The sequence below is a fragment of the Aminobacter niigataensis genome (assembly GCF_946995915.1).
GTDB classification, from domain to species: Bacteria; Pseudomonadota; Alphaproteobacteria; order Rhizobiales; family Rhizobiaceae; genus Aminobacter; species Aminobacter niigataensis.
In genome coordinates this window covers 1,199,559-1,218,553 of sequence record NZ_OX341517.1, presented here as the reverse complement: position 1 = coordinate 1,218,553, position 18,995 = coordinate 1,199,559, and the positions used below count along the sequence as shown (strand labels likewise).

Genomic DNA, 18,995 nt, shown 5'->3' with positions numbered 1-18,995 from the left:
GCATGAGGATTGGCATCGACGGCCGCAAGATACCCGAGGCAGCAAAACGCGGCCCCGTCGGCAGTCTCGATCACGGCAAGAGCCTTGGCATGGCCGGCCTGTTCTACCGCACCGTGCTCGACATGAGCCCGACGCTCGATCTCGGCGAACTTCGCGCCATCCGGACCCGCGCCGACGAGCTTGGCATGTATGTCGAAACCGGCCTCGGCAAGGTCAATCCTTATGCCAGCCCGGAGGCGCCCGAACTTCGCCTGGTGGGCGATGGCGACATCGTTTTGGGGTTCCGGCGGATGATGGAAGCCTGCGTTGCCATCGGCTGCACCGAGCTGTGGATCGCCACCGCCAACTACAAGCCCGTCTACAGCGCCCGCTTTGCCTACGACCGCTTCCGCACTGACGTGACCTGGCCGGAGCAGCTTGAGGCGACGAAGACCTTCCTGCTCAAGCTCGCACCGATCGCCCGCGACCTGGGCGTGCACATGAACATGGAAACGCATGAGGAGATCACGACCTTCGAGCTGCTGCGGCTGATCGAGGCCGTGGGCGAAGACGTCATGGGCGTCGTGCTCGACACGCTCAACCCGATGCAGCGCGCCGAACATCCGGTCTTCGCCGCCCGCCGTGTCGCTCCCTATGTCAGGCAGACGCATATCAAGGATGCCTATCTCGCCCATGTCCCCGGCGGCGTCACCATCCAGGCGCGCGCTTGCGGCGACGGCGTCGTTGATTTCCGCGAGGTCCTGAAAATGCTGGGCGCACACAATCCGACGCTCAACCTGTCGCTCGAATGCGCCGGCCCGCGCGAGGCGAATTTCGTGCCGCGCCATACCTTGCTGGAGGTCTTCGATCGCGATTGGCTGGCAAACCATCCGGATCTCAGCATCGAGGAATATGCTGCCTTCCTCGAACTCGTGCAGGCCTACAGCGGCCGTATCGCGTCGGGCGACGTGGCGAGCTGGGACGCCTATGTCGCCGCACCGTTCGACTACGAGGAGTCCGTCGCCACCATCAAGAAGAGCACGGCCCACCTTCGCGCCGTCTGCGCTGAACTGCAGCTTCCGCTCGAGGCCGCAGCATGATCGGCATCGTCAAGAGTTCATTGCCTGAAGGCCGGAACCTGGACGCGCGCACAGCCTTGCAGGCAGCCGCGCAGATGGGCCTCAAGGGCGTCCTGTTCAATTCGCTGTTCGACCTGAGCCCCACGCTCGATCCGGCAGAACTGCGCGCGGTGCGTACCGAAGCCGACCGTCTTGGCCTCTACATCTCGTCGATGCTGGGTGTGCTCAACCCTGCCTTGCCTTTCCGTGGCGAGCCCATAGCCAAGGCAGGCGGCGGCGATCTGGAGACGGGCGTCAAACGCCTGGTCCGCCTCGCCGCCGACATCGGCATCCATGACATGTTCTTCGTCATCGGCATGATCGAGGAGCGTTTCCATGAAACCGTGAGCTGGCACGACCAGCGCCATGCGCTCGCGGCAATGTTGCTGCGCTGCGCGCCGGTGCTGCGTGAGTGCAAGTCGAAGCTGCTGCTGAAGACCCATGAGGAGATCACCACCTCGGAGGTCGTTGCGCTGGTTCGGACTGTCGGCCCGGATCTCCTCAGCATCGCCTTCGATCCGGTCAATGTCGTCTGTCGGCTCGAAGACCCCGTCGAGGCAGCACGCCGCGTAGCGCCTTACGTCGCCCAGGTTCACGTCGACGACGCCATCGTCCGTTTCCAGGAAGGCGGCATCCGCCGCTACCTGGCACCTGTTGGCGAAGGCGTTCTCGACTGGGAAACAATCATTGCGCTGATGCCCGAGGCCCGGGTGTGGGTCGAGATGCACAGCGGCCAGTTCGCCATGCCCGTCTTCGATCCGGCATGGCTTGCCGCGCAACCCGACATCGTCCTTGCCGAATACGCTTCGGTGCTTGCCATGGCCACCAGCTTCGGACGGCGCGAGATGCGCTGGAACCAGGACACGCCGATCGAACGCCTGCCGCATGCCCTCAGGAGATTCCAGCCATGACCGACCTTCTGCTCCTCCACGGCACCGTCATCACCGTCGACCGCGAGCGCCGCATCATCGAGGACGGCGCGGTTGCCATCTCAGGTGACCGCATCGTCGAGGTCGGCACCTCGGCCGACCTCGAACCAAAGCATGCCGGCAAGAAGGTGATCGACTGCAAGGGCAAGCTGATCATCCCGGGTCTCGTCGACGCCCACGGCCATGCCGGCCATTCGCTGATCAAGACGATCGGCGCCGACAGCCCGTCGGTGTGGATGCGCATCGTCACCCCGACCTACTTCCACTACACGACGCGCGACTTCTGGTACGCCGACGGCCTGGTTTCAGGCCTCGAACGCCTGCGGGCAGGCGTTACCACCGGCGCCAGCATCATCGCCTCGATGCCGCGCAGCGACGATCCGGTATTCGGCATCAATCATGCCCGCGCCTATTCGGAAGTGGGTATTCGCGAGATTCTCTGCGTCGGGCCGGCCGGACTGCCCTGGCCGCATCCGGTCACGCGCTGGGAGACCGGCAAGCCGGAGCGCCGGAACGTCAGCTTCGAAGAGATGATCGAAGGCGCTGAGGCGGTGATCGAGGCCTGCAATGGCAGCGCCGATGGTCGCATCAAGGTCTACCTGACCCCGTTCACCATCGTGCCTTCGGTCGACCCGTCCAACCCGACGACACCGGACAAGGCGACAAGGCTCACCGACGACGACCGCATGCAGGCGCGCCGTGTGCGCGAGACCGCCCGAAAATGGGGTGTGCGCATCCATTCCGACGCCTTCGCCGGCCATGTCCGCATGGCTTTCCAGGACAAGGAAAACGCCCTTCTCGGCCCGGACGTGCACCTGCAGCACTGCATCGGCCTGTCGCATGAGGAGGTCGATATCCTTGCAGAGACCGGCACCCACATGACCCATTCGCCCGGTGGCCGCGCTCCGATCCTCGACATGATCTCGAAGGGCGTGAACGTCGCCATCACCTCGGACGGGACCGCGCCGCGCCGGCCGTTCGACATGTTCCAGATGGCGCGCATGGCACAGTTCGGCCAGCAGTTCCTGCATGCCGACCAGTATCTCCTGCCACCCGGCAAGCTGCTCGAGATGATCACCGTGGACGCTGCCAGGGCGCTCGGGCTCGAACACGAGATCGGTTCGCTCGAGGCTGGCAAGAAGGCCGATGTCACTATACTCGACATGCGCCAGCCGCACCTGACGCCCAACTGGATGTTCGTGCACCGCCTGATGTACCAGGGCGTCGGATCGGACGTCGATACCGTCATCGTCGACGGCAAGGTCCTGATGCAGGATCGCAAGGTGCTGACCACCAATATGCGCGATGCACTCGATTTCGGCGAGCGCGAGGCGCGCGCCCTGGTCGGGCGCGCCGGCCTGCAAGGCCATATGCGCGACCCGGGCTGGGGCAAGCTCAGCCGCACCTTCGACGAGCCGATCGAGCTGCCGCTGCCGCCTGCGGTCGACTGACGCTGCGACCGGCGCTGGGCCCGCCTTGCGCCGATCGAATTCCACCAACGCCCACCCCCGAGGGAGAGACAGAAGATGGCCCAGATCGATATCCGCGACGTCCGCAAATCCTATGGAACGACTGCCGTCCTTCACGGCGTGTCGATCGACATTCCTGATGGCGAATTCGTCATTCTCGTCGGCCCCTCCGGCTGCGGAAAGTCGACGCTGCTGCGCATGATCGCCGGCCTTGAAACCGTCACCGACGGCGACATCCAGATCGGCAGCCGCGTCGTCAACCACGTCGCCCCCAAGGACCGCGATGTCGCCATGGTGTTCCAGTCCTATGCGCTTTATCCGCATATGACCGTCTACGACAACATGGCCTTTTCTCTGCAACTCGCCCGCATTCCCAAGGCCGACATCGACACGCGCATTCGCAACGCCGCCGAGATGCTGAGCCTGACGGCGCTGCTCCAGCGTTATCCCCGCCAGCTCTCCGGCGGCCAGCGCCAGCGCGTCGCCATGGGCCGCGCCATCGTGCGCAACCCGCAGGTCTTCCTGTTCGACGAGCCTCTTTCGAACCTCGACGCCAAATTGCGCGTCCAGATGCGCACCGAAATCAAGGCCCTGCATCAGCGGCTGAAGACGACCACCGTCTACGTCACCCACGACCAGATCGAGGCAATGACGATGGCCGACAGGATCGTGGTGATGCATGACGGGATCGTCGAGCAGATCGGTACGCCGCTCGACCTGTACGACCGCCCGGTCAACCTGTTCGTTGCGGGTTTCATCGGCTCGCCGGCGATGAACTTTCTAAGTGGACGCATCGCTGCCGATGGCAGCAAGACCTTCATCACCGATGACGGCTTCAGGCTTCCGCTCAAGAACATCCCGGCCGACGGTGCCGGTCGCCCAGCGATCTACGGCATCCGCCCAGAGCACTTCGTGCTTGGCGGCGCCAATGCCGTCCCGCTCACGGTAGAGGTGATCGAACCGACCGGCTCTGAGACCCAGGTTTTCGCCAAATTGGGCGACAACAATGTTGTCGGCGTGTTCCGCGAGCGTATCGACGTGCGGCCGGGGCAGACCATTTCCGTGATCCCCGATCTGGACCACGTGCATCTGTTCGACGCTGACACCGGTGCACGCCTTGTTGCCCGCAAGGAGGCGCTGGCGGCGTGATGCATATGCGCCGGACGACCCCGGACACGGCGCCCCGAAAAGTCAGGTCCCGGTGGCGTTGACCTTTGCCTGGCTTGCATAGGTGCGAATGGCGGCGGCACAAGCATCGAGATAGGCGTAGCCATATCTCAGATCGGGCTCTAGATACGCGCCCTCGCCCCATTCGTTCCAGGCATTGATGAAAACCAAGCGCTGGTCCGGAGGATTTTTCGTTGTGCGTTGCATGGCGTGCGTCAGCCATTCCTCGAACAGCCTGGGTGTCGATCCGTGGTAGATTTGGGCGGAACTGGGCCGGCGCGCGCTGTTGTCCCACGATGGCATGACCCCGGGATGGACGACGCCTTGCCCCGTCGGCTTGGCCCTTTCGGCAGCCACCACGTCGGCATAGTTCCGAATGCGGCCACCATCCCGGAAATGTGAGACGGCCAGAGTGTTTTCAATGCTGGGCGTGCGGACCTGGTGCGGCGGAAACTCCGACAGGGCGTCGAAGCCATACTGCTCGTGGCCGGCGAAATCGAACGCGTTGGTCGCGATCAAATAGATTCCGGGATAGCCCATCCTTTCCATTTCGCCGCGCCAACGCGTGATGGTTGCCTTCAGGTCAGGAAAAAGGCTGGCGCGATAGACCGTGAAAACCGGCTTGCCATCGATCTTAAGATAGCGCTCGTCGCGGAAATATTTGTCGAGGCCGTGAATAACCGCAATATCGTCTTCCGCCGAATGCCTTTGCGCCATCAACACATCCTGCTCGCGGCCGGACCAGCGCCGCGACCAGGTCTCGTTGGCCCAGCACAGGCAGAACGGAAGATCGAGGCTCGTTGTCTCCAGATAGTGGTCGAGCGGCCCCTCGAGCAGCCGCCTGCCGCCAAACCAGTAGAAATGGAAACAGAAGGCCGAGATGCCATAGAGCTTGGCAAGTTCGACCTGCCGTTCCATGACTTCCGGCAAGCGCAGGTCGTAGTAACCAAGTTCCCCCGGCATCCGCGGCTGATAATGGCCTTCGAAGACAGGAAATGCGCGCGCCACGTTGCGCCACTCGGTGAACCCCTTGCCCCACCACGCGTCGTTTTCCGCAATCGCATGGTACTGCGGCAGGTAATAGGCAATCAGCCGAACATCGGCCTGCGGCGGCTTCTCGCCTGAAATCTGCACGTGGTCAGCCTGCGGATAACGTCCCATCGCATTGCCGACGTAGCAATCGTACATGTCGCCCGCCGCAGCGGGACGCCCCGTTCCGGGCCGGACGGCACGGCGCAATTTGGCCCACAGCTTGCGCGGCCACGACACCTCCTCGCGCCATGGAGCACTGGCCCGCTCGCTCATGAATGCCCGCCGGCATTGTCCATCGAGCCGGCGTTGAGGCCGCGCAGGAAGCCCAGAAGCTTGGAACGGCGCACATTGCTGAACAGCACATGGGGTGCCATCAGCTTGAGCCACGAGCGATGCCGCTCCGCCGGCAGGTCGAGACGCATATGATGCTTGTTCATGACATAGACGAGCGAGCGACCCATGGCCTCGCCCTTGATGCGACCGGACTGGGGCGAGCGCGCGCTGGAGCCGCCTTCGGCATGATCGATGATAGACGCAGCAGCGAGACGAAGCTCAACGCCAGCCTGCCGCAGCCGCAAGCTGAGGTCGTCGTCCTCATGGAACAGGAATATGTTCTGGTCGAAGCCGCCGACCTGCTCGAAATGCTTGCGGCGTATGAAGATGCACGCGCCATGCAGAACCGGTACTTCACAATCGTAGTCGGGCGGCGACCCATGCCAGAAATCGGAGGCCGGCAGCAACCGCGACCAGCGCCTGAAACGACGCCGCGTGCCTGAATAGAAACGCGGATTGAAAGCAGCATCTGGGTAGGAAGCCGCAGCCGACACCAGCGCCTCGATGGCGCCGGGCTCGAACCGAATGTCGGGATTGACGAACAGCAGGAATGCTCCGTCGCTTGCAGCCGCACCGACGTTGCAGGCACTGCCATAGCCGACGTTCTCACCTATCTCGACAACCTCAGCGCCGGCAGCAGCAGCTACCGCAACTGAGTTGTCCGAACTGCCATTGTCGGCAACGATGACATTCACAAAGTCGGGGATGCTGCGAAGAAACGGCTCGAGAACCGAACCGCTGTTGTAGCTGACGACGATCAGATCGATGTCGAGGTTCATATTATTGTCCGCATCTCAGAGCGACAACTCCCGCAGGTCAAGGCACTCGAAAGCACACCCCGACACCATCTATAGGTTCCATTCTCAAATCTAGCGATCGCGATTGAAGGAAGTCATCGACAGCCTGCTTGGCGGCCGGCACCACGTTGTAATCGTCAACTATTACCCAGCCACCGGTTGGAATACGGTCATAGAGATGGACCAGCGGATCGATAGTAGATTCGTACATATCACCGTCGAGTCGTAGCACCGCTACGTTTGTGCAAGGGAGCGTCGGCATGGTGTCACGAAACCACCCTTTTACAAAAACGACTTGGTCATCGAGCAGATCAAACTTCGCAAAATTTGATCTCACGGCATCCAAGGATACCGACAAGTCAGCGTAGTTATGGAAGACGGAGCCTTCGTCCACTGGAAACTTGTCGGGGTCCGGGCGCGGAAGACCCTCGAACGAATCGCAAGCAAAAACCCTGCGGTCCGTTACGCAATATGCCTGTAACACCGCACGGGCCATGATACTTGCTCCGCCCCTCCAAACGCCGGTCTCCACGAAATCCCCCGGAACACCCGAGCCGATCACGGATTCCAAAAGTCTCCTCACATTCTCCAGGCGCTTTGATCCGACCATGGTGAAAGCGCGTGAAGGCCAGTCCCAACCGTGAGCCCTGAGGTTCGCGTCATATACCACTGCCCCGCTCGCAGGCAGCGGTGGGTCCTCGCATATCGAACCATCAAGCGATGCGGCAACAACTTTGAGATAGCGATTGCGAATATCTTGAATATAGTCGCCCATATCTACGCTTCTCCCATAGACCTTAGCTTAGACTTCATTTTTTTCCAGGCGCGACTTGCCACACTTTTCTTCTTGACCTTGAAATACGTGAATTGAGCTTGGGTTACGCGACCATTGGAAGCCTCGGCGGGAATACCGCTGTGCGTCCACTTCATATGGTTAGATCCTTGTCCAGCGCGTGCGGTTGCTTCCAGAAATTGGTGCCCGTACCTTCGGTCAGGCTCCAAATGGCAGCCTTCTGCCCATTCGTTCCACGCATTGATGAAAAGCAGACGCTCCCTCCCGGGATAGTCCTCGACAGTTTTGCGAATTGCCTCGGACAACCAGTATTCATAGTTTTCCGGCGTTCCGTTTAGGATCACTGTTCCCCGGGCACCTCGCCGAGCGGTATTGTCCCAAGATGGAAAAACCCCCCTGAACCCACTGTTGGCATCGTCGTATCTGCGCGCAAGGTACATCTCTGCAACGTCCTTGTAGTCGGGGCAGTATCCCTCATAGGGAGCGAAGAAATTGAGTTCGGCAGCTCGGTTGGCTGCCGTCATGTTGTGTGGTGGAAATTCCACCCCACTGTCGAAGCCATAGGCCTGATGGTCCCAGTTGCCATGCGTGAGTGCGCACGCGACATGCAAATTCGGAAAGCCGTTTTTGGCGCAGTACTGCCGCCAGACCTCTACAGAGCGCCGTGAGTCTGGCAAATGCTGTGGACGGTACACGAGCAGAAGTGGAGCGCCATCGACTCGGATATATCGCGGGTCCTCAAAAAACGGCATGAGGCTTTTGATGAATTCGACGTCATCCGTAGCTTGGTATTTTTGTGCAATGAGGACTTCTTGCTCGGCCGCATCCCACCGGCGCGTCCAGTTCTCGTTGGCCCAACACAAGCAGAAGGGCATGTTGCTTTGACGATCCCCCAGCATGTCGTCTAGTGGCTTTTCAAGCAACCGCTTTCCAGAGAACCAATAATAGTAGTAGCAGAAGCCATCAATTCCATACGACTTGGCAAGCTGGATCTGCTCTCGGCGAGTTTCCCGCACCCGCAAATCATAGAAACCCATGTCGGCAGGAAGATGTGGTTGATAGTGTCCCGCAAATTGGGGGCCAACTTTGGTCACATTGGTCCACTCAGTGAAGCCCTTACCCCACCATAGATCATTCTCTGGAATAGGATGAAATTGCGTCAGGTAAAACGCGATTAGCTTAACGCGATCACGGTCACTCTTTGCTAGCACGGAATCCACTCCGCTCATGAACCAAACAACCGCCGAGCGAAACGCCCAATGGGTGTCCTGCCGGAGTGCACACGGACAGCGAGGCCATCCCCCATGGTCGATCGTAAGTCGCTATCGCTCCCCGGGGAAAACGAAGACATGACCGATTCCCAATAAGACGCCACCTTCTTTTCCGGAGCAGGAACGTCCACACTCATGAGATCTATTTTGCCAACTGCACGCTCTCGCGGCACCGACCTCGTAACCACCTGGTATACATGCGAATAGCGGTTACGCTCGAGAGCATTCCGGACGTCTTCGGGAAGCCTTGCCCACCTGTGCGCAAATTCGGTCATCTGAGGCGTACGAACAACATACTCCGCCTGCTCGATTTCTAGTCCCTGGGACTGAATAAGAGCTTGCACGTTTTTGATACCGAAGAAGCGGATATGCGTCTTATCCAGAAGACCCCAAGGGCCGTACTGAAAATCTTCGTCCAAGAGACACGCCGCAACGGCAGAATGACCCACATGAGGGATGGACAAGATTACCGACCCTGTGTCGTTGAGCAGGGCTTTCATGCCGTTGAGCACCGTCCAGGGATCGTAAACATGTTCCAGGACGTCCGCCGCGATGACTACGTCAAATTTTCCCTCCAGGACTTGTATTTTTTGGTGCCACGTGGGGTCGTTAAGATCCAGTTTGTACACGCTCCGCGCAAAAGGCTTCAGCTTTTCCAATGCCTCGGGTTCGATCTCCAATGCGACTACGTCGCAGCCAAGCGTTCCAGAAAGATGTCGCGTGATAGAGCCCGGACCTGCTCCAATTTCCAGTACTTTCTTTCCAGTTCCAACCATCCGCAGCACGCGAGCTGGCGCTACATCGCTGCCCAGATCGATATCGTATTCGTATTTGTGCGCCGTCTTGCTATTGCGTTTGGCCATATTGATCAATCCTATGACGTAGTTCGGTTCGTATGTTGGTCTGGCAGCGCTGACGACTGGTTTTCGTCAAACATGACTTTCATCCGCCCTGCCTCCTTCGCGAAAGAGGCATACAGCGACCTCTAATTCACCATTTCATGATTGTTGGACCAAGGTTTTCAACAGCGCCTCAACCCTCCCCCGCCAGTCGCCCGCTCTAAATCCGAAATCGCGATCGAAGGCGGCCGAGTTCAGCTCCGAGTTCGCTGGGCGGGCTGCCTTGGTGGGCCATTGCTCGCTGCTGATTGGCTCGACCACTGCCGATGGCCCGCCAAGCGAGGCACTGACCGCGAGCACATGGCTTGCCAGCTCATACCAGCTCGCGCGGCCCTGGCCGGCAAGATGGTAGAGATCTTGCGGGAAGCCACCTCGGCTACGCCAGATGCTTGCCGCCGCCAACAGGCCATCGGCCAGGTCATCGGCGCAGGTCGGATTGCCAAACTGGTCTGCCACCACCTGCAACCGGTCACGTGCAGCAGCCAGGGACAGCATCGTCTTGACGAAATTGCGGCCATAGCGGCTGACCACCCAGGCCGTGCGGACCACCATGTGATCCGGATTGCCGGCACGCACCGCCTCTTCGCCGGCGAGCTTGCTGCGACCATAGACCGTCTGCGGATTGGGCCTGTCAGCTTCGACATAAGGCCTGCTCGACCTGCCATCGAAAACGTAGTCCGTGGAAATCTGGACAATCGGAATGCCGGCAAGCCTGGTCAGTCGTGCCAACTCCGCCGGAGCCTCGGCGTTGATCCTGAAAGCTCTTTCGGGCTCGTCTTCCTGCTGGTCGACCCCTGTGTGGGCCGCCGCATTGATGACCATGCCGGGCGCGACCGAGTTCAGGACCGGAGCAAACGTCGCCGGGTTTTCGAGGTCGAGATCGGGGCGACCGACCAGCACGATCTCCGCCTGCCCCCGTGCCCGCGCTGCGAGCGAGCTTGCCAGCTGTCCTGACGTTCCTGTCACCAGAATTCTCACGTCGACCGCACCAGTCCAAGCCTGCTCCCGTCGAACTGTTGCGCGCGTATCGGACGCCACCACCAGCCGTTCGCCAGGTACCAGTCGACGGTCTTCTCCAGACCGCTCTCGAATGTCTCTTTGGGTGCCCAGCCGAGTTCCCGTTCGCTCTTGGTCGGGTCGATGGCATATCGGCGGTCGTGGCCCGGGCGATCGGCAACATAGGCGATGAGGTCGAGGTGCGAGCGGCCACCAGCCCTTGGTCTGCAGGCGTCGAGCTGCGAACAAATCGTCTCGACGACCTCGAGATTGGTGCGCTCGGCCCGGCCGCCGATATTGTAACTCTCTCCGACCTTGCCTTTTGTCAGCACCGCTTCCAGTGCCCTGGCGTGGTCCTCGACGAACAGCCAGTCGCGCACATTGGCGCCTTTGCCGTAGACGGGCAGGGGCCGCTCATCAAGTGCGTTGGCGATCACCAATGGGATCAGCTTTTCCGGAAAATGATAAGGTCCGTAGTTGTTGGAGCAGTTGGAAAGGACGACAGGCAGCCCATAGGTCTCGTGCCAGGCACGGACGAAGTGGTCGGATGCCGCCTTCGAGGCCGAATAGGGCGATGAAGGTTTGTAGGGCGATTCCTCGGTGAAGACGCCGGAATCGAAAGGCAGGTCGCCAAAGACCTCGTCCGTCGAGACATGGTGGAAGCGGAAACCCTTGCGTCCCTCTTCGCTGAGACTGCGCCAGTGATCGAGTGCCGCCGACAGCAGGCTTGCGGTGCCGACAACATTAGTGGTGACGAAGTCCATCGGCCCGTCGATCGACCGATCGACATGGCTTTCAGCCGCCAGGTGCATGATCAGGTCGACCTTCTCGTCAGCCAGAATTTGGCGCACGCGGTCTGTGTCGCAGATATCGGCCTGACGGAAGAGGTAGTTGGAATTCCCTTCTATCTCGCGCAGAGACGCCAGGTTCCCAGCATAGGTCAGCTTGTCGAGGTTAACGACCCGAAAGTTGCCCGTGCCGACCAGATGCCGGCAGACGGCAGAGCCGATGAAACCGGCACCACCAGTGACCAGAACAGTCTGCGGAGCTTGTCTCATGCGTATACGAACCCGGTTTCGACTTCGGCCAGATAGGGTGCCGTCGCGTCCTTGCTGGACAGCACCATCTCCGCGGCAGCCAGCGGCCATTCGATCCCGATGTCGGGATCGTCGAAGCGGATCGACCGGTCATGCGGCTGCGAATAAGGGGCAGAAACCTTGTAGACGACCTCGGTGTTCGGCTCGAGTGTGACAAAGCCGTGCGCGAACCCCTTGGGCACCAGGATCTGGTTCCAGTCCTTGTCCGAGAGGGTCAGCCCGACCCAGTTGCCGAAGCTCGGCGAACCTTTTCTTATGTCGACCGCAACGTCGAAGATCGACCCCCGCAGCACGCGCACCAGCTTGTCCTGCGCGAAGGGTGGCGTTTGGAAATGCAACCCCCGCATCACGCCGCGAGCCCGCGAAAAGGATTGGTTGTCTTGCACAAAGTCCACCGCGATACCGGCGTGCGCCAGTTTTGCCGCGTTCCATGTCTCGGAAAAGAACCCGCGCGCATCCTCGATCTTGGCTGGCTGGATCTCGCAAACACCATCCAGCCCGAGCTCTCGCACCTCAACCATAGGCGATCTCCCGAACCCGGCGCTCGAGATAGCGCGCGTAGTCGGTCTTGCCGAGCGAGGCGGCCCGGCGGAGAACCTGCTCTTCGCTGAGCCAACCCAGTTCGAAGCCGATCTCTTCGGGACACATGACCTTGATGCCTTGGCGGTGCTCGATCGTGCGTACGAAGGAAGAGGCGTCGTGAAGGCTGTCATGGGTGCCGGTGTCGAGCCAGGCATAACCTCTTCCAAGCCGGACGACATGCAGATTGCCCTGCTCGAGATAAGTCCGATTGACGTCGGTGATCTCAAGCTCGCCGCGCGCCGAAGGTTTGATTGACGCAGCAATATCGACAACCGGATTGTCGTAGAAATAGAGCCCCGTGACCGCCCAGTTCGAACGCGGCTGCACTGGTTTTTCCTCGATCGAAAGCGCCTGCTGTGTCGCCCTGTCGAAGGTCACCACACCATAGCGCTGAGGGTCCTCGACCTGATAAGCGAAGACGGAGGCGCCGCTTTCGCGCGCCACGGCGGCACGGCAGCGCTCGGAGAGGCCGTCACCATAGAAGATGTTGTCGCCGAGTATCAGCGCCACCGGACTGGTGCCGATGAACTCGCGTCCAATGATGAAGGCCTCAGCCAAGCCGTTGGGAGACGGCTGGACCGCATAGGAAAACGACACGCCAAACGCCGATCCATCGCCGAGAAGCTGCTCGAACTGCGGCAAGTCGCGTGGGGTCGAAATAACAAGGATTTCCCGTATACCCGCCAGCATGAGAACGCCGAGCGGATAATAGATCATCGGCTTATCATAAATCGGCAATATCTGTTTTGATACTGCAAGAGTGGCGGGATAGAGTCTTGTTCCACTACCGCCGGCTAATATTATTCCCTTCACCTAAGGTTTCCTGACCTCGTTGCCTATGACCCCCGTCCGGCGTACGATTCGCGGCTGAATGTATGTCAAACGCTGAACAGACTCCATGAATTTGGCAGCGCCATTGCACAGATTTGATTTCAGCAAGTAAGGTTTAGCGAACAGGCTAGCGCTGGACTCGATGAGGTACCCGATACCGTTGCTCGATGTTACGAATTTAGTTTTGGTATCAATGGCTTAGTTGGGCATATACCCCGGGTGCGGTTGGCCCTCGGAGGGCTCGGAAGCGCCCACGCACGCGAGGCGCATGCGGCGCCCGGGCAAATGCGGTTAGCCGCAATACAGGCCCGAGGCACTAGAAACGCAAAAGCCGCCGGGGAACCCGACGGCTTGAAGTAGTTTACACTGACGCCAGCTACCGGGCAAAAGCCTCAGATCGCGGCTTCCAGTGTCGACAGGTGATTGAGGTACGATTCCGCCTTGGTACGAACCTGGTCGTCCTTGGCATCCGACACGTCTTCGCGAGCATCCTGGATCCGGCGCAGCAATTCGGCGCGATCGATATCCTTTACCGGCGTTGCCGATTCAGCAAGCAGCGTGCAGCCAGCCGGAACGATATCGGCGAAACCGCCGAACACGACGTAGCGTTCTTCCTTGCCGCCGACGGCCTTCACCGTCACGACGCCCGGCTTGATCGTGGTCATGACGGGCGCATGGTTAGCCATGACAGTCATTTCGCCTTCCGCACCGGGAATGACGACGGACTCGACCTGCTCCGAAACGAGCAGACGCTCGGGCGAGACCAGTTCGAATTTGAATGCTTCAGCCATGGTATCTCACAAATGCTTGGACGGAGTTCCGAGCAGACCTGCCCACGAAAGGGCAGTCATCGGTGCAACAGCGCGGACCTCAAGGCCCGCGCTGCGGCTTTAATGATTATGCCGCTTCCGCAGCCAGGCGCTGGGCCTTCTCGATCGCCATGTCGATGCCGCCGACCATGTAGAAGGCAGCTTCCGGCAGGTGATCGTACTCGCCGTCGACCAGGCCCTTGAAGCTCTTGATCGTGTCTTCGAGCGGAACCAGCTGGCCGGGCGAACCGGTGAACACTTCGGCGACGAAGAACGGCTGCGACAGGAAGCGCTCGATCTTGCGGGCGCGGGCAACCGTGATCTTGTCCTCTTCCGACAGCTCGTCCATGCCCAGGATGGCGATGATGTCCTGCAGCGACTTGTAGCGCTGAAGGATTTCCTGGACGCGACGGGCGACCGAATAGTGCTCTTCGCCGACGATCAGCGGATCGAGCATGCGCGAGGTCGAGTCGAGCGGATCCACGGCTGGGTAGATACCCTTTTCCGAAATCGCGCGGTTGAGAACCGTCGTCGCGTCAAGGTGCGCGAACGAGGTCGCCGGCGCAGGATCGGTCAAGTCGTCGGCGGGCACGTAAATGGCCTGCACCGAGGTGATCGAGCCCTTGTTGGTGGTGGTGATGCGTTCCTGCATCTGGCCCATGTCGGTCGACAGCGTCGGCTGATAGCCCACGGCCGAAGGAATACGGCCGAGAAGAGCCGACACTTCCGAACCCGCCTGCGTGAAGCGGAAGATGTTGTCGACGAAGAACAGAACGTCCTGGCCCTGGTCGCGGAAATGCTCGGCGATGGTCAGGCCCGACAGGGCGACGCGGGCGCGCGCACCGGGCGGCTCGTTCATCTGGCCGAACACCAGGGCGCACTTCGAACCCTCGGTCGAGCCGTTGTTCTCGTGCGGGTCCTTGTTGACGCCCGATTCGATCATTTCGTGATAGAGATCGTTGCCTTCGCGGGTGCGCTCGCCGACGCCGGCGAACACCGAGTAACCACCGTGCGCCTTGGCGACGTTGTTGATCAGTTCCTGGATCAGAACGGTCTTGCCGACGCCGGCGCCGCCGAACAGGCCGATCTTGCCGCCGCGTGCGTAAGGAGCCAGCAGGTCGACGACCTTGATGCCGGTGACAAGGATCTGTGCTTCCGTCGACTGGTCGACATAGGCAGGCGCTTCCTGGTGGATGGCGCGCTTCGACTTGGTCTTGACCGGGCCGGCTTCGTCGACCGGCTCGCCGATAACGTTCATGATGCGGCCAAGCGTCTCGTCGCCAACCGGAACCATGATCGGCGAACCGGTGTCACGGACGGCCTGGCCGCGGACGAGGCCTTCCGAAATGTCCATGGCGATGCAGCGGACGGTGTTTTCGCCGAGGTGCTGCGCCACTTCGAGGATCAGGCGGTTGCCGCCGTTCATCGTCTCGAGCGCGTTCAGGATCGGCGGCAGCTCACCGTCGAACTGCACGTCGACGACAGCGCCGATGACCTGCGAAACGCGGCCAGCGCCCGTGGCGACGACCGCCGACTTTTCGACCTTGGCAGCGGCTGCCTTGGCAGGCGCCGCCTTCTTTGCTGCCGGGGCCTTTTCCGCCGCCGGAGCGGCTTTCGGAGTAGCTGCTTTAGCCATCGTTCTAACCTCTGTGTCCGTTCGTTGTTTCACGCGGACCCGCCTTGCGGCGAGCCATCACGCGGCTAGAGCGCTTCGGCGCCCGAAATAATCTCGATCAGTTCCTTGGTGATCTGGGCCTGACGCTGGCGGTTGTACGTGATCGTCAGCTTGTTGATCATGTCGCCTGCATTGCGCGTGGCGTTGTCCATCGCGCTCATCTTGGCACCCATTTCACCAGCAGCATTTTCCAGCAGCGCCCGGAAAATCTGCACCGAGATGTTGCGCGGAATGAGATCGCCGAGGATTTCGCCCGGCTCAGGCTCGTATTCGTAGACAGCACCGCCGCTGGTGGCGGTATCAGTGCTGACAGTCGGAGCCGCAGCCGGAATCACCTGCTGTGCGGTCGGAACCTGGCTGATCACCGACTTGAACTCGGAATAAAACAGCGTGCAGACGTCGAACGCGCCCTGGTTAAACAGGGTGATCACCTTCTTGGCGATCATGTCGGCATGGACGAAACCAACTTGCTTGGCATCGCGCAGTTCGACGCGATCGATGATCAGCGAGGCGAAGTCGCGACGCAGGACATCGTAGCCCTTCTTGCCGACGGTGATGATCTTGACCGTCTTGCCCGAGGCCTGGAGCTTGCGGACGTGATCGCGAGCCAGACGCGAGATCTGGCTGTTGAAGCCGCCGCACAGGCCACGCTCGGCGGTGCAGACGACGAGCAGGTGCACGTCGTCCTTGCCGGTGCCGGTCATCAGCGCCGGAGCATCGCCACCGCCACCAACAGCCTGGGCGATGTTCGCGAGAACCGCACCCATGCGCTGCGAGTAGGGACGCGCGGCTTCCGCAGCTTCCTGGGCGCGACGCAACTTCGCCGCGGCGACCATCTGCATCGCCTTGGTGATTTTCTGCGTCGCCTTGACCGAGGCGATACGGTTGCGGAGGTCTTTTAGCGAGGCCATGCCTTATCCGTCAGTGTCAGGCGAAGTTTTTCGCGAAAGCGTCGATGTGACCCTTGAGCTTGCCGCGGAGGTCGTCGCTGAGCGCCTTCTCCGTACGGATGCCGTCGAGGACGTCCTTGCCTTCCGAGCGCATGTAAGCCAGCAGGCCCTGCTCGAACTTGCCAACCTTGTTGAGGGCGAGCTTGTCGAGGTAGCCGTTGACGCCGGCGAAGATCACGGCGACCTGCTCTTCGGTCTTCAGCGGCGAGAACTGCGGCTGCTTGAGCAGCTCGGTCAGACGCGCACCGCGGTTGAGCAGACGCTGGGTAGCTGCATCGAGGTCGGAGCCGAACTGCGCAAACGCCGCCATTTCGCGGTACTGCGCGAGCTCGCCCTTGATCGAGCCTGCAACCTGCTTCATCGCCTTGATCTGGGCCGACGATCCGACGCGCGACACCGACAGACCGACGTTCACGGCAGGACGGATGCCCTGGAAGAACAGGTTGGTCTCGAGGAAGATCTGGCCGTCGGTGATCGAGATCACGTTGGTCGGGATGTAAGCCGAGACGTCGTTGGCCTGCGTCTCGATGACCGGCAGTGCGGTCAGCGAACCCGAGCCGTTTTCGTCGTTCAGCTTGGCCGAACGCTCGAGCAGACGCGAGTGCAGGTAGAAAACGTCGCCCGGGTAAGCTTCGCGGCCCGGCGGGCGGCGCAGCAGCAGCGACATCTGGCGGTAGGCGACGGCCTGCTTGGACAGATCGTCATAGCCGATCAGCGCATGCATGCCGTTGTCGCGGAAGTATTCGCCCATGGCGCAGCCGGCGAACGGAGCCAGGAACTGCATCGGTGCCGGATCGGAAGCCGTGGCCGCGATGATGATCGAATATTCGAGCGCGCCGCGCTCTTCGAGCACCTTCACGAACTGCGCGACGGTCGAGCGCTTCTGGCCGACGGCGACGTAGACGCAGTAAAGCTTTTCCTTGTCCGGACCGGACTGGTGGATCGCCTTCTGGTTCAGGATGGTGTCGAGGATGATCGCGGTCTTGCCGGTCTGACGGTCACCGATGACCAGCTCGCGCTGGCCGCGGCCGACCGGGATCAGGGCGTCGATGGCCTTGAGGCCGGTCGACATCGGCTCATGCACCGACTTGCGGGGGATGATGCCGGGCGCCTTGACGTCGACGCGGCGACGTTCCTTGGCCTTGATCGGGCCCTTGCCGTCGATCGGATTGCCGAGCGCGTCGACGACGCGGCCGAGCAGCTCCGGACCAACCGGGACGTCGACGATCGAGCCGGTACGCTTGACGGTGTCGCCTTCCTTGATGTCGCGGTCGGCACCGAAGATGACGACGCCGACGTTGTCGCTTTCAAGATTGAGCGCCATGCCGCGGATGCCGCCGGGGAATTCGACCATTTCGCCCGCCTGGACGTTGTCGAGACCGTAGACGCGGGCGATACCGTCGCCCACCGACAGAACCTGACCGACTTCGGTAACTTCGGCTTCCTTGCCGAAATTCTTGATCTGGTCTTTCAGAATTGCGGAAATTTCCGCGGCGCGGATGTCCATCAGCCGACCTCTTTCAGTGCAAGCTTGAGCGAATTGAGTTTGGTTTTGAGCGACGTATCGATCTGGCGCGAGCCCATCTTCACGATCAGGCCGCCGAGCAGCGAAGAATCTACGGCGACCGAGATCGCCACATCCTTGCCGGCGACGCTTTTCAGCGCTGCCTTGAGTTCCGTTTCCTGGGCTGCCGTCAGCGCATGCGCCGAGGTCACTTCAGCCGAGGTCTCGCCACGATGCTCGGCAGCGATCTGGCGGAACGCCTTGATCATGCCGGGCAGGGCGAAAAGGCGGCGATTGCGCGCCACGAGGCGAAGGAAGTTGCCAGCCAGGCCGGTGATCTTGGCCTTGTCGGCGATCGCCGAGATAGCCTTTTCCTGGTCTTCGCCGGAGAAGACCGGGCTCTTGATCAGGCGGTCGAGATCGGCGCTGCCATCAAGCAGAGCGGCGAAACGACCAAGGTCGGCTTCTACCTTTGCAACGGCGCCTGCTTCGAGCGCGAGATCGAACAGCGATCCAGCATAACGCTCAGCAACACCGGAGATTGGCGAGGAAGATTGGGCCACGGACCGTCTTTTCTCTTGTCTGACAGGCCGCAAGATTGTTGGCGCGAGCGTTTGACTCTAGCTAAATCTCTGACCTTACTGCGTTTTTTGACCCCGGAGCTAGCGGCAGCCGCATCCCCCCGGCCGAAAGTCGATTGCCGTCTAGCACAGGCTTTTGAGGACCGCAACACGTCCTCTAACAGCCATTTCAGGCACTATTGT

General features: G+C 60.9%; 18 protein-coding genes. 4 read left to right on the top strand and 14 right to left on the bottom strand.

Features of this window, described 5'->3' with window-relative positions:
• Positions 1-2 precede the first annotated feature (2 nt).
• From O1Y97_RS05790 to O1Y97_RS05775, 4 genes are all read left to right on the top strand, one after another.
• Positions 3-1,079, top strand: a complete 1,077-nt coding sequence (locus O1Y97_RS05790; RefSeq protein ID WP_318763421.1) for a sugar phosphate isomerase/epimerase family protein — start codon at positions 3-5, stop codon at positions 1,077-1,079.
• A complete protein-coding gene (locus O1Y97_RS05785; RefSeq protein WP_318763420.1) occupies positions 1,076-2,008 on the top strand; it encodes a sugar phosphate isomerase/epimerase family protein in 933 nt (310 codons plus the stop codon). The genes O1Y97_RS05790 and O1Y97_RS05785 overlap by 4 nt, the downstream gene beginning before the upstream one ends.
• Positions 2,005-3,477, top strand: a complete 1,473-nt coding sequence (locus tag O1Y97_RS05780; RefSeq protein ID WP_318763419.1) for an amidohydrolase family protein — start codon at positions 2,005-2,007, stop codon at positions 3,475-3,477. The genes O1Y97_RS05785 and O1Y97_RS05780 overlap by 4 nt, the downstream gene beginning before the upstream one ends.
• Positions 3,478-3,552: 75 nt before the next feature.
• Positions 3,553-4,644, top strand: coding sequence for an ABC transporter ATP-binding protein (locus tag O1Y97_RS05775; RefSeq protein ID WP_108606402.1), 1,092 nt, complete (start codon positions 3,553-3,555; stop codon positions 4,642-4,644).
• A gap of 42 nt (positions 4,645-4,686) precedes the next feature.
• Here O1Y97_RS05775 and O1Y97_RS05770 read toward each other — a convergent pair whose 3' ends face one another.
• The 14 genes from O1Y97_RS05770 to O1Y97_RS05705 all read right to left on the bottom strand — a co-directional run bounded on the left by O1Y97_RS05770 (position 4,687) and on the right by O1Y97_RS05705 (position 18,794).
• Positions 4,687-5,967 carry a glycosyltransferase WbsX family protein gene (locus O1Y97_RS05770; protein ID WP_318763418.1) on the bottom strand — a complete coding sequence of 427 codons (1,281 nt, stop codon included), beginning with the start codon at positions 5,965-5,967 and terminating at the stop codon, positions 4,687-4,689.
• Positions 5,964-6,806 (bottom strand): glycosyltransferase family 2 protein, encoded by an 843-nt coding sequence (locus tag O1Y97_RS05765; RefSeq protein WP_318763417.1) that lies wholly within the window; start codon positions 6,804-6,806, stop codon positions 5,964-5,966. The genes O1Y97_RS05770 and O1Y97_RS05765 overlap by 4 nt, the downstream gene beginning before the upstream one ends.
• A gap of 37 nt (positions 6,807-6,843) precedes the next feature.
• Positions 6,844-7,599 (bottom strand): TylF/MycF/NovP-related O-methyltransferase, encoded by a 756-nt coding sequence (locus O1Y97_RS05760; RefSeq protein WP_318763416.1) that lies wholly within the window; start codon positions 7,597-7,599, stop codon positions 6,844-6,846.
• Positions 7,600-7,601: 2 nt separating this feature from the next.
• Positions 7,602-8,846 carry a glycosyltransferase WbsX family protein gene (locus O1Y97_RS05755; RefSeq protein ID WP_318763415.1) on the bottom strand — a complete coding sequence of 415 codons (1,245 nt, stop codon included), beginning with the start codon at positions 8,844-8,846 and terminating at the stop codon, positions 7,602-7,604.
• Positions 8,843-9,751, bottom strand: a complete 909-nt coding sequence (locus O1Y97_RS05750) for a class I SAM-dependent methyltransferase (protein ID WP_318763414.1) — start codon at positions 9,749-9,751, stop codon at positions 8,843-8,845. The genes O1Y97_RS05755 and O1Y97_RS05750 overlap by 4 nt, the downstream gene beginning before the upstream one ends.
• Before the next feature lie 135 nt (positions 9,752-9,886).
• Entirely contained in the window at positions 9,887-10,753 is an 867-nt protein-coding gene (gene rfbD / locus O1Y97_RS05745) for a dTDP-4-dehydrorhamnose reductase (RefSeq protein WP_318763413.1), read from the bottom strand.
• 8 nt (positions 10,754-10,761) lie between these two features.
• Positions 10,762-11,841 (bottom strand): dTDP-glucose 4,6-dehydratase, encoded by a 1,080-nt coding sequence (rfbB, locus tag O1Y97_RS05740; RefSeq protein ID WP_318763412.1) that lies wholly within the window; start codon positions 11,839-11,841, stop codon positions 10,762-10,764.
• Positions 11,838-12,401 (bottom strand): dTDP-4-dehydrorhamnose 3,5-epimerase, encoded by a 564-nt coding sequence (rfbC, locus tag O1Y97_RS05735; RefSeq protein WP_318763411.1) that lies wholly within the window; start codon positions 12,399-12,401, stop codon positions 11,838-11,840. The genes rfbB and rfbC overlap by 4 nt, the downstream gene beginning before the upstream one ends.
• Positions 12,394-13,275, bottom strand: a complete 882-nt coding sequence (gene rfbA, locus O1Y97_RS05730; RefSeq protein ID WP_318763410.1) for a glucose-1-phosphate thymidylyltransferase RfbA — start codon at positions 13,273-13,275, stop codon at positions 12,394-12,396. Before rfbA ends, rfbC begins: the two co-directional genes overlap by 8 nt.
• Positions 13,276-13,685: 410 nt before the next feature.
• Positions 13,686-14,084, bottom strand: a complete 399-nt coding sequence (locus O1Y97_RS05725) for a F0F1 ATP synthase subunit epsilon (RefSeq protein WP_318763409.1) — start codon at positions 14,082-14,084, stop codon at positions 13,686-13,688.
• A gap of 106 nt (positions 14,085-14,190) precedes the next feature.
• Positions 14,191-15,738 (bottom strand): F0F1 ATP synthase subunit beta, encoded by a 1,548-nt coding sequence (gene atpD, locus O1Y97_RS05720; protein WP_108606393.1) that lies wholly within the window; start codon positions 15,736-15,738, stop codon positions 14,191-14,193.
• A gap of 65 nt (positions 15,739-15,803) precedes the next feature.
• Positions 15,804-16,688 carry a F0F1 ATP synthase subunit gamma gene (locus O1Y97_RS05715; RefSeq protein ID WP_108606392.1) on the bottom strand — a complete coding sequence of 295 codons (885 nt, stop codon included), beginning with the start codon at positions 16,686-16,688 and terminating at the stop codon, positions 15,804-15,806.
• 16 nt (positions 16,689-16,704) lie between these two features.
• Positions 16,705-18,234 carry a F0F1 ATP synthase subunit alpha gene (gene atpA, locus O1Y97_RS05710; protein WP_108606391.1) on the bottom strand — a complete coding sequence of 510 codons (1,530 nt, stop codon included), beginning with the start codon at positions 18,232-18,234 and terminating at the stop codon, positions 16,705-16,707.
• Complete coding sequence (locus tag O1Y97_RS05705) at positions 18,234-18,794, bottom strand: F0F1 ATP synthase subunit delta (protein ID WP_108606390.1); 561 nt, start codon at positions 18,792-18,794, stop codon at positions 18,234-18,236. Before O1Y97_RS05705 ends, atpA begins: the two co-directional genes overlap by 1 nt.
• Positions 18,795-18,995 lie beyond the last annotated feature (201 nt).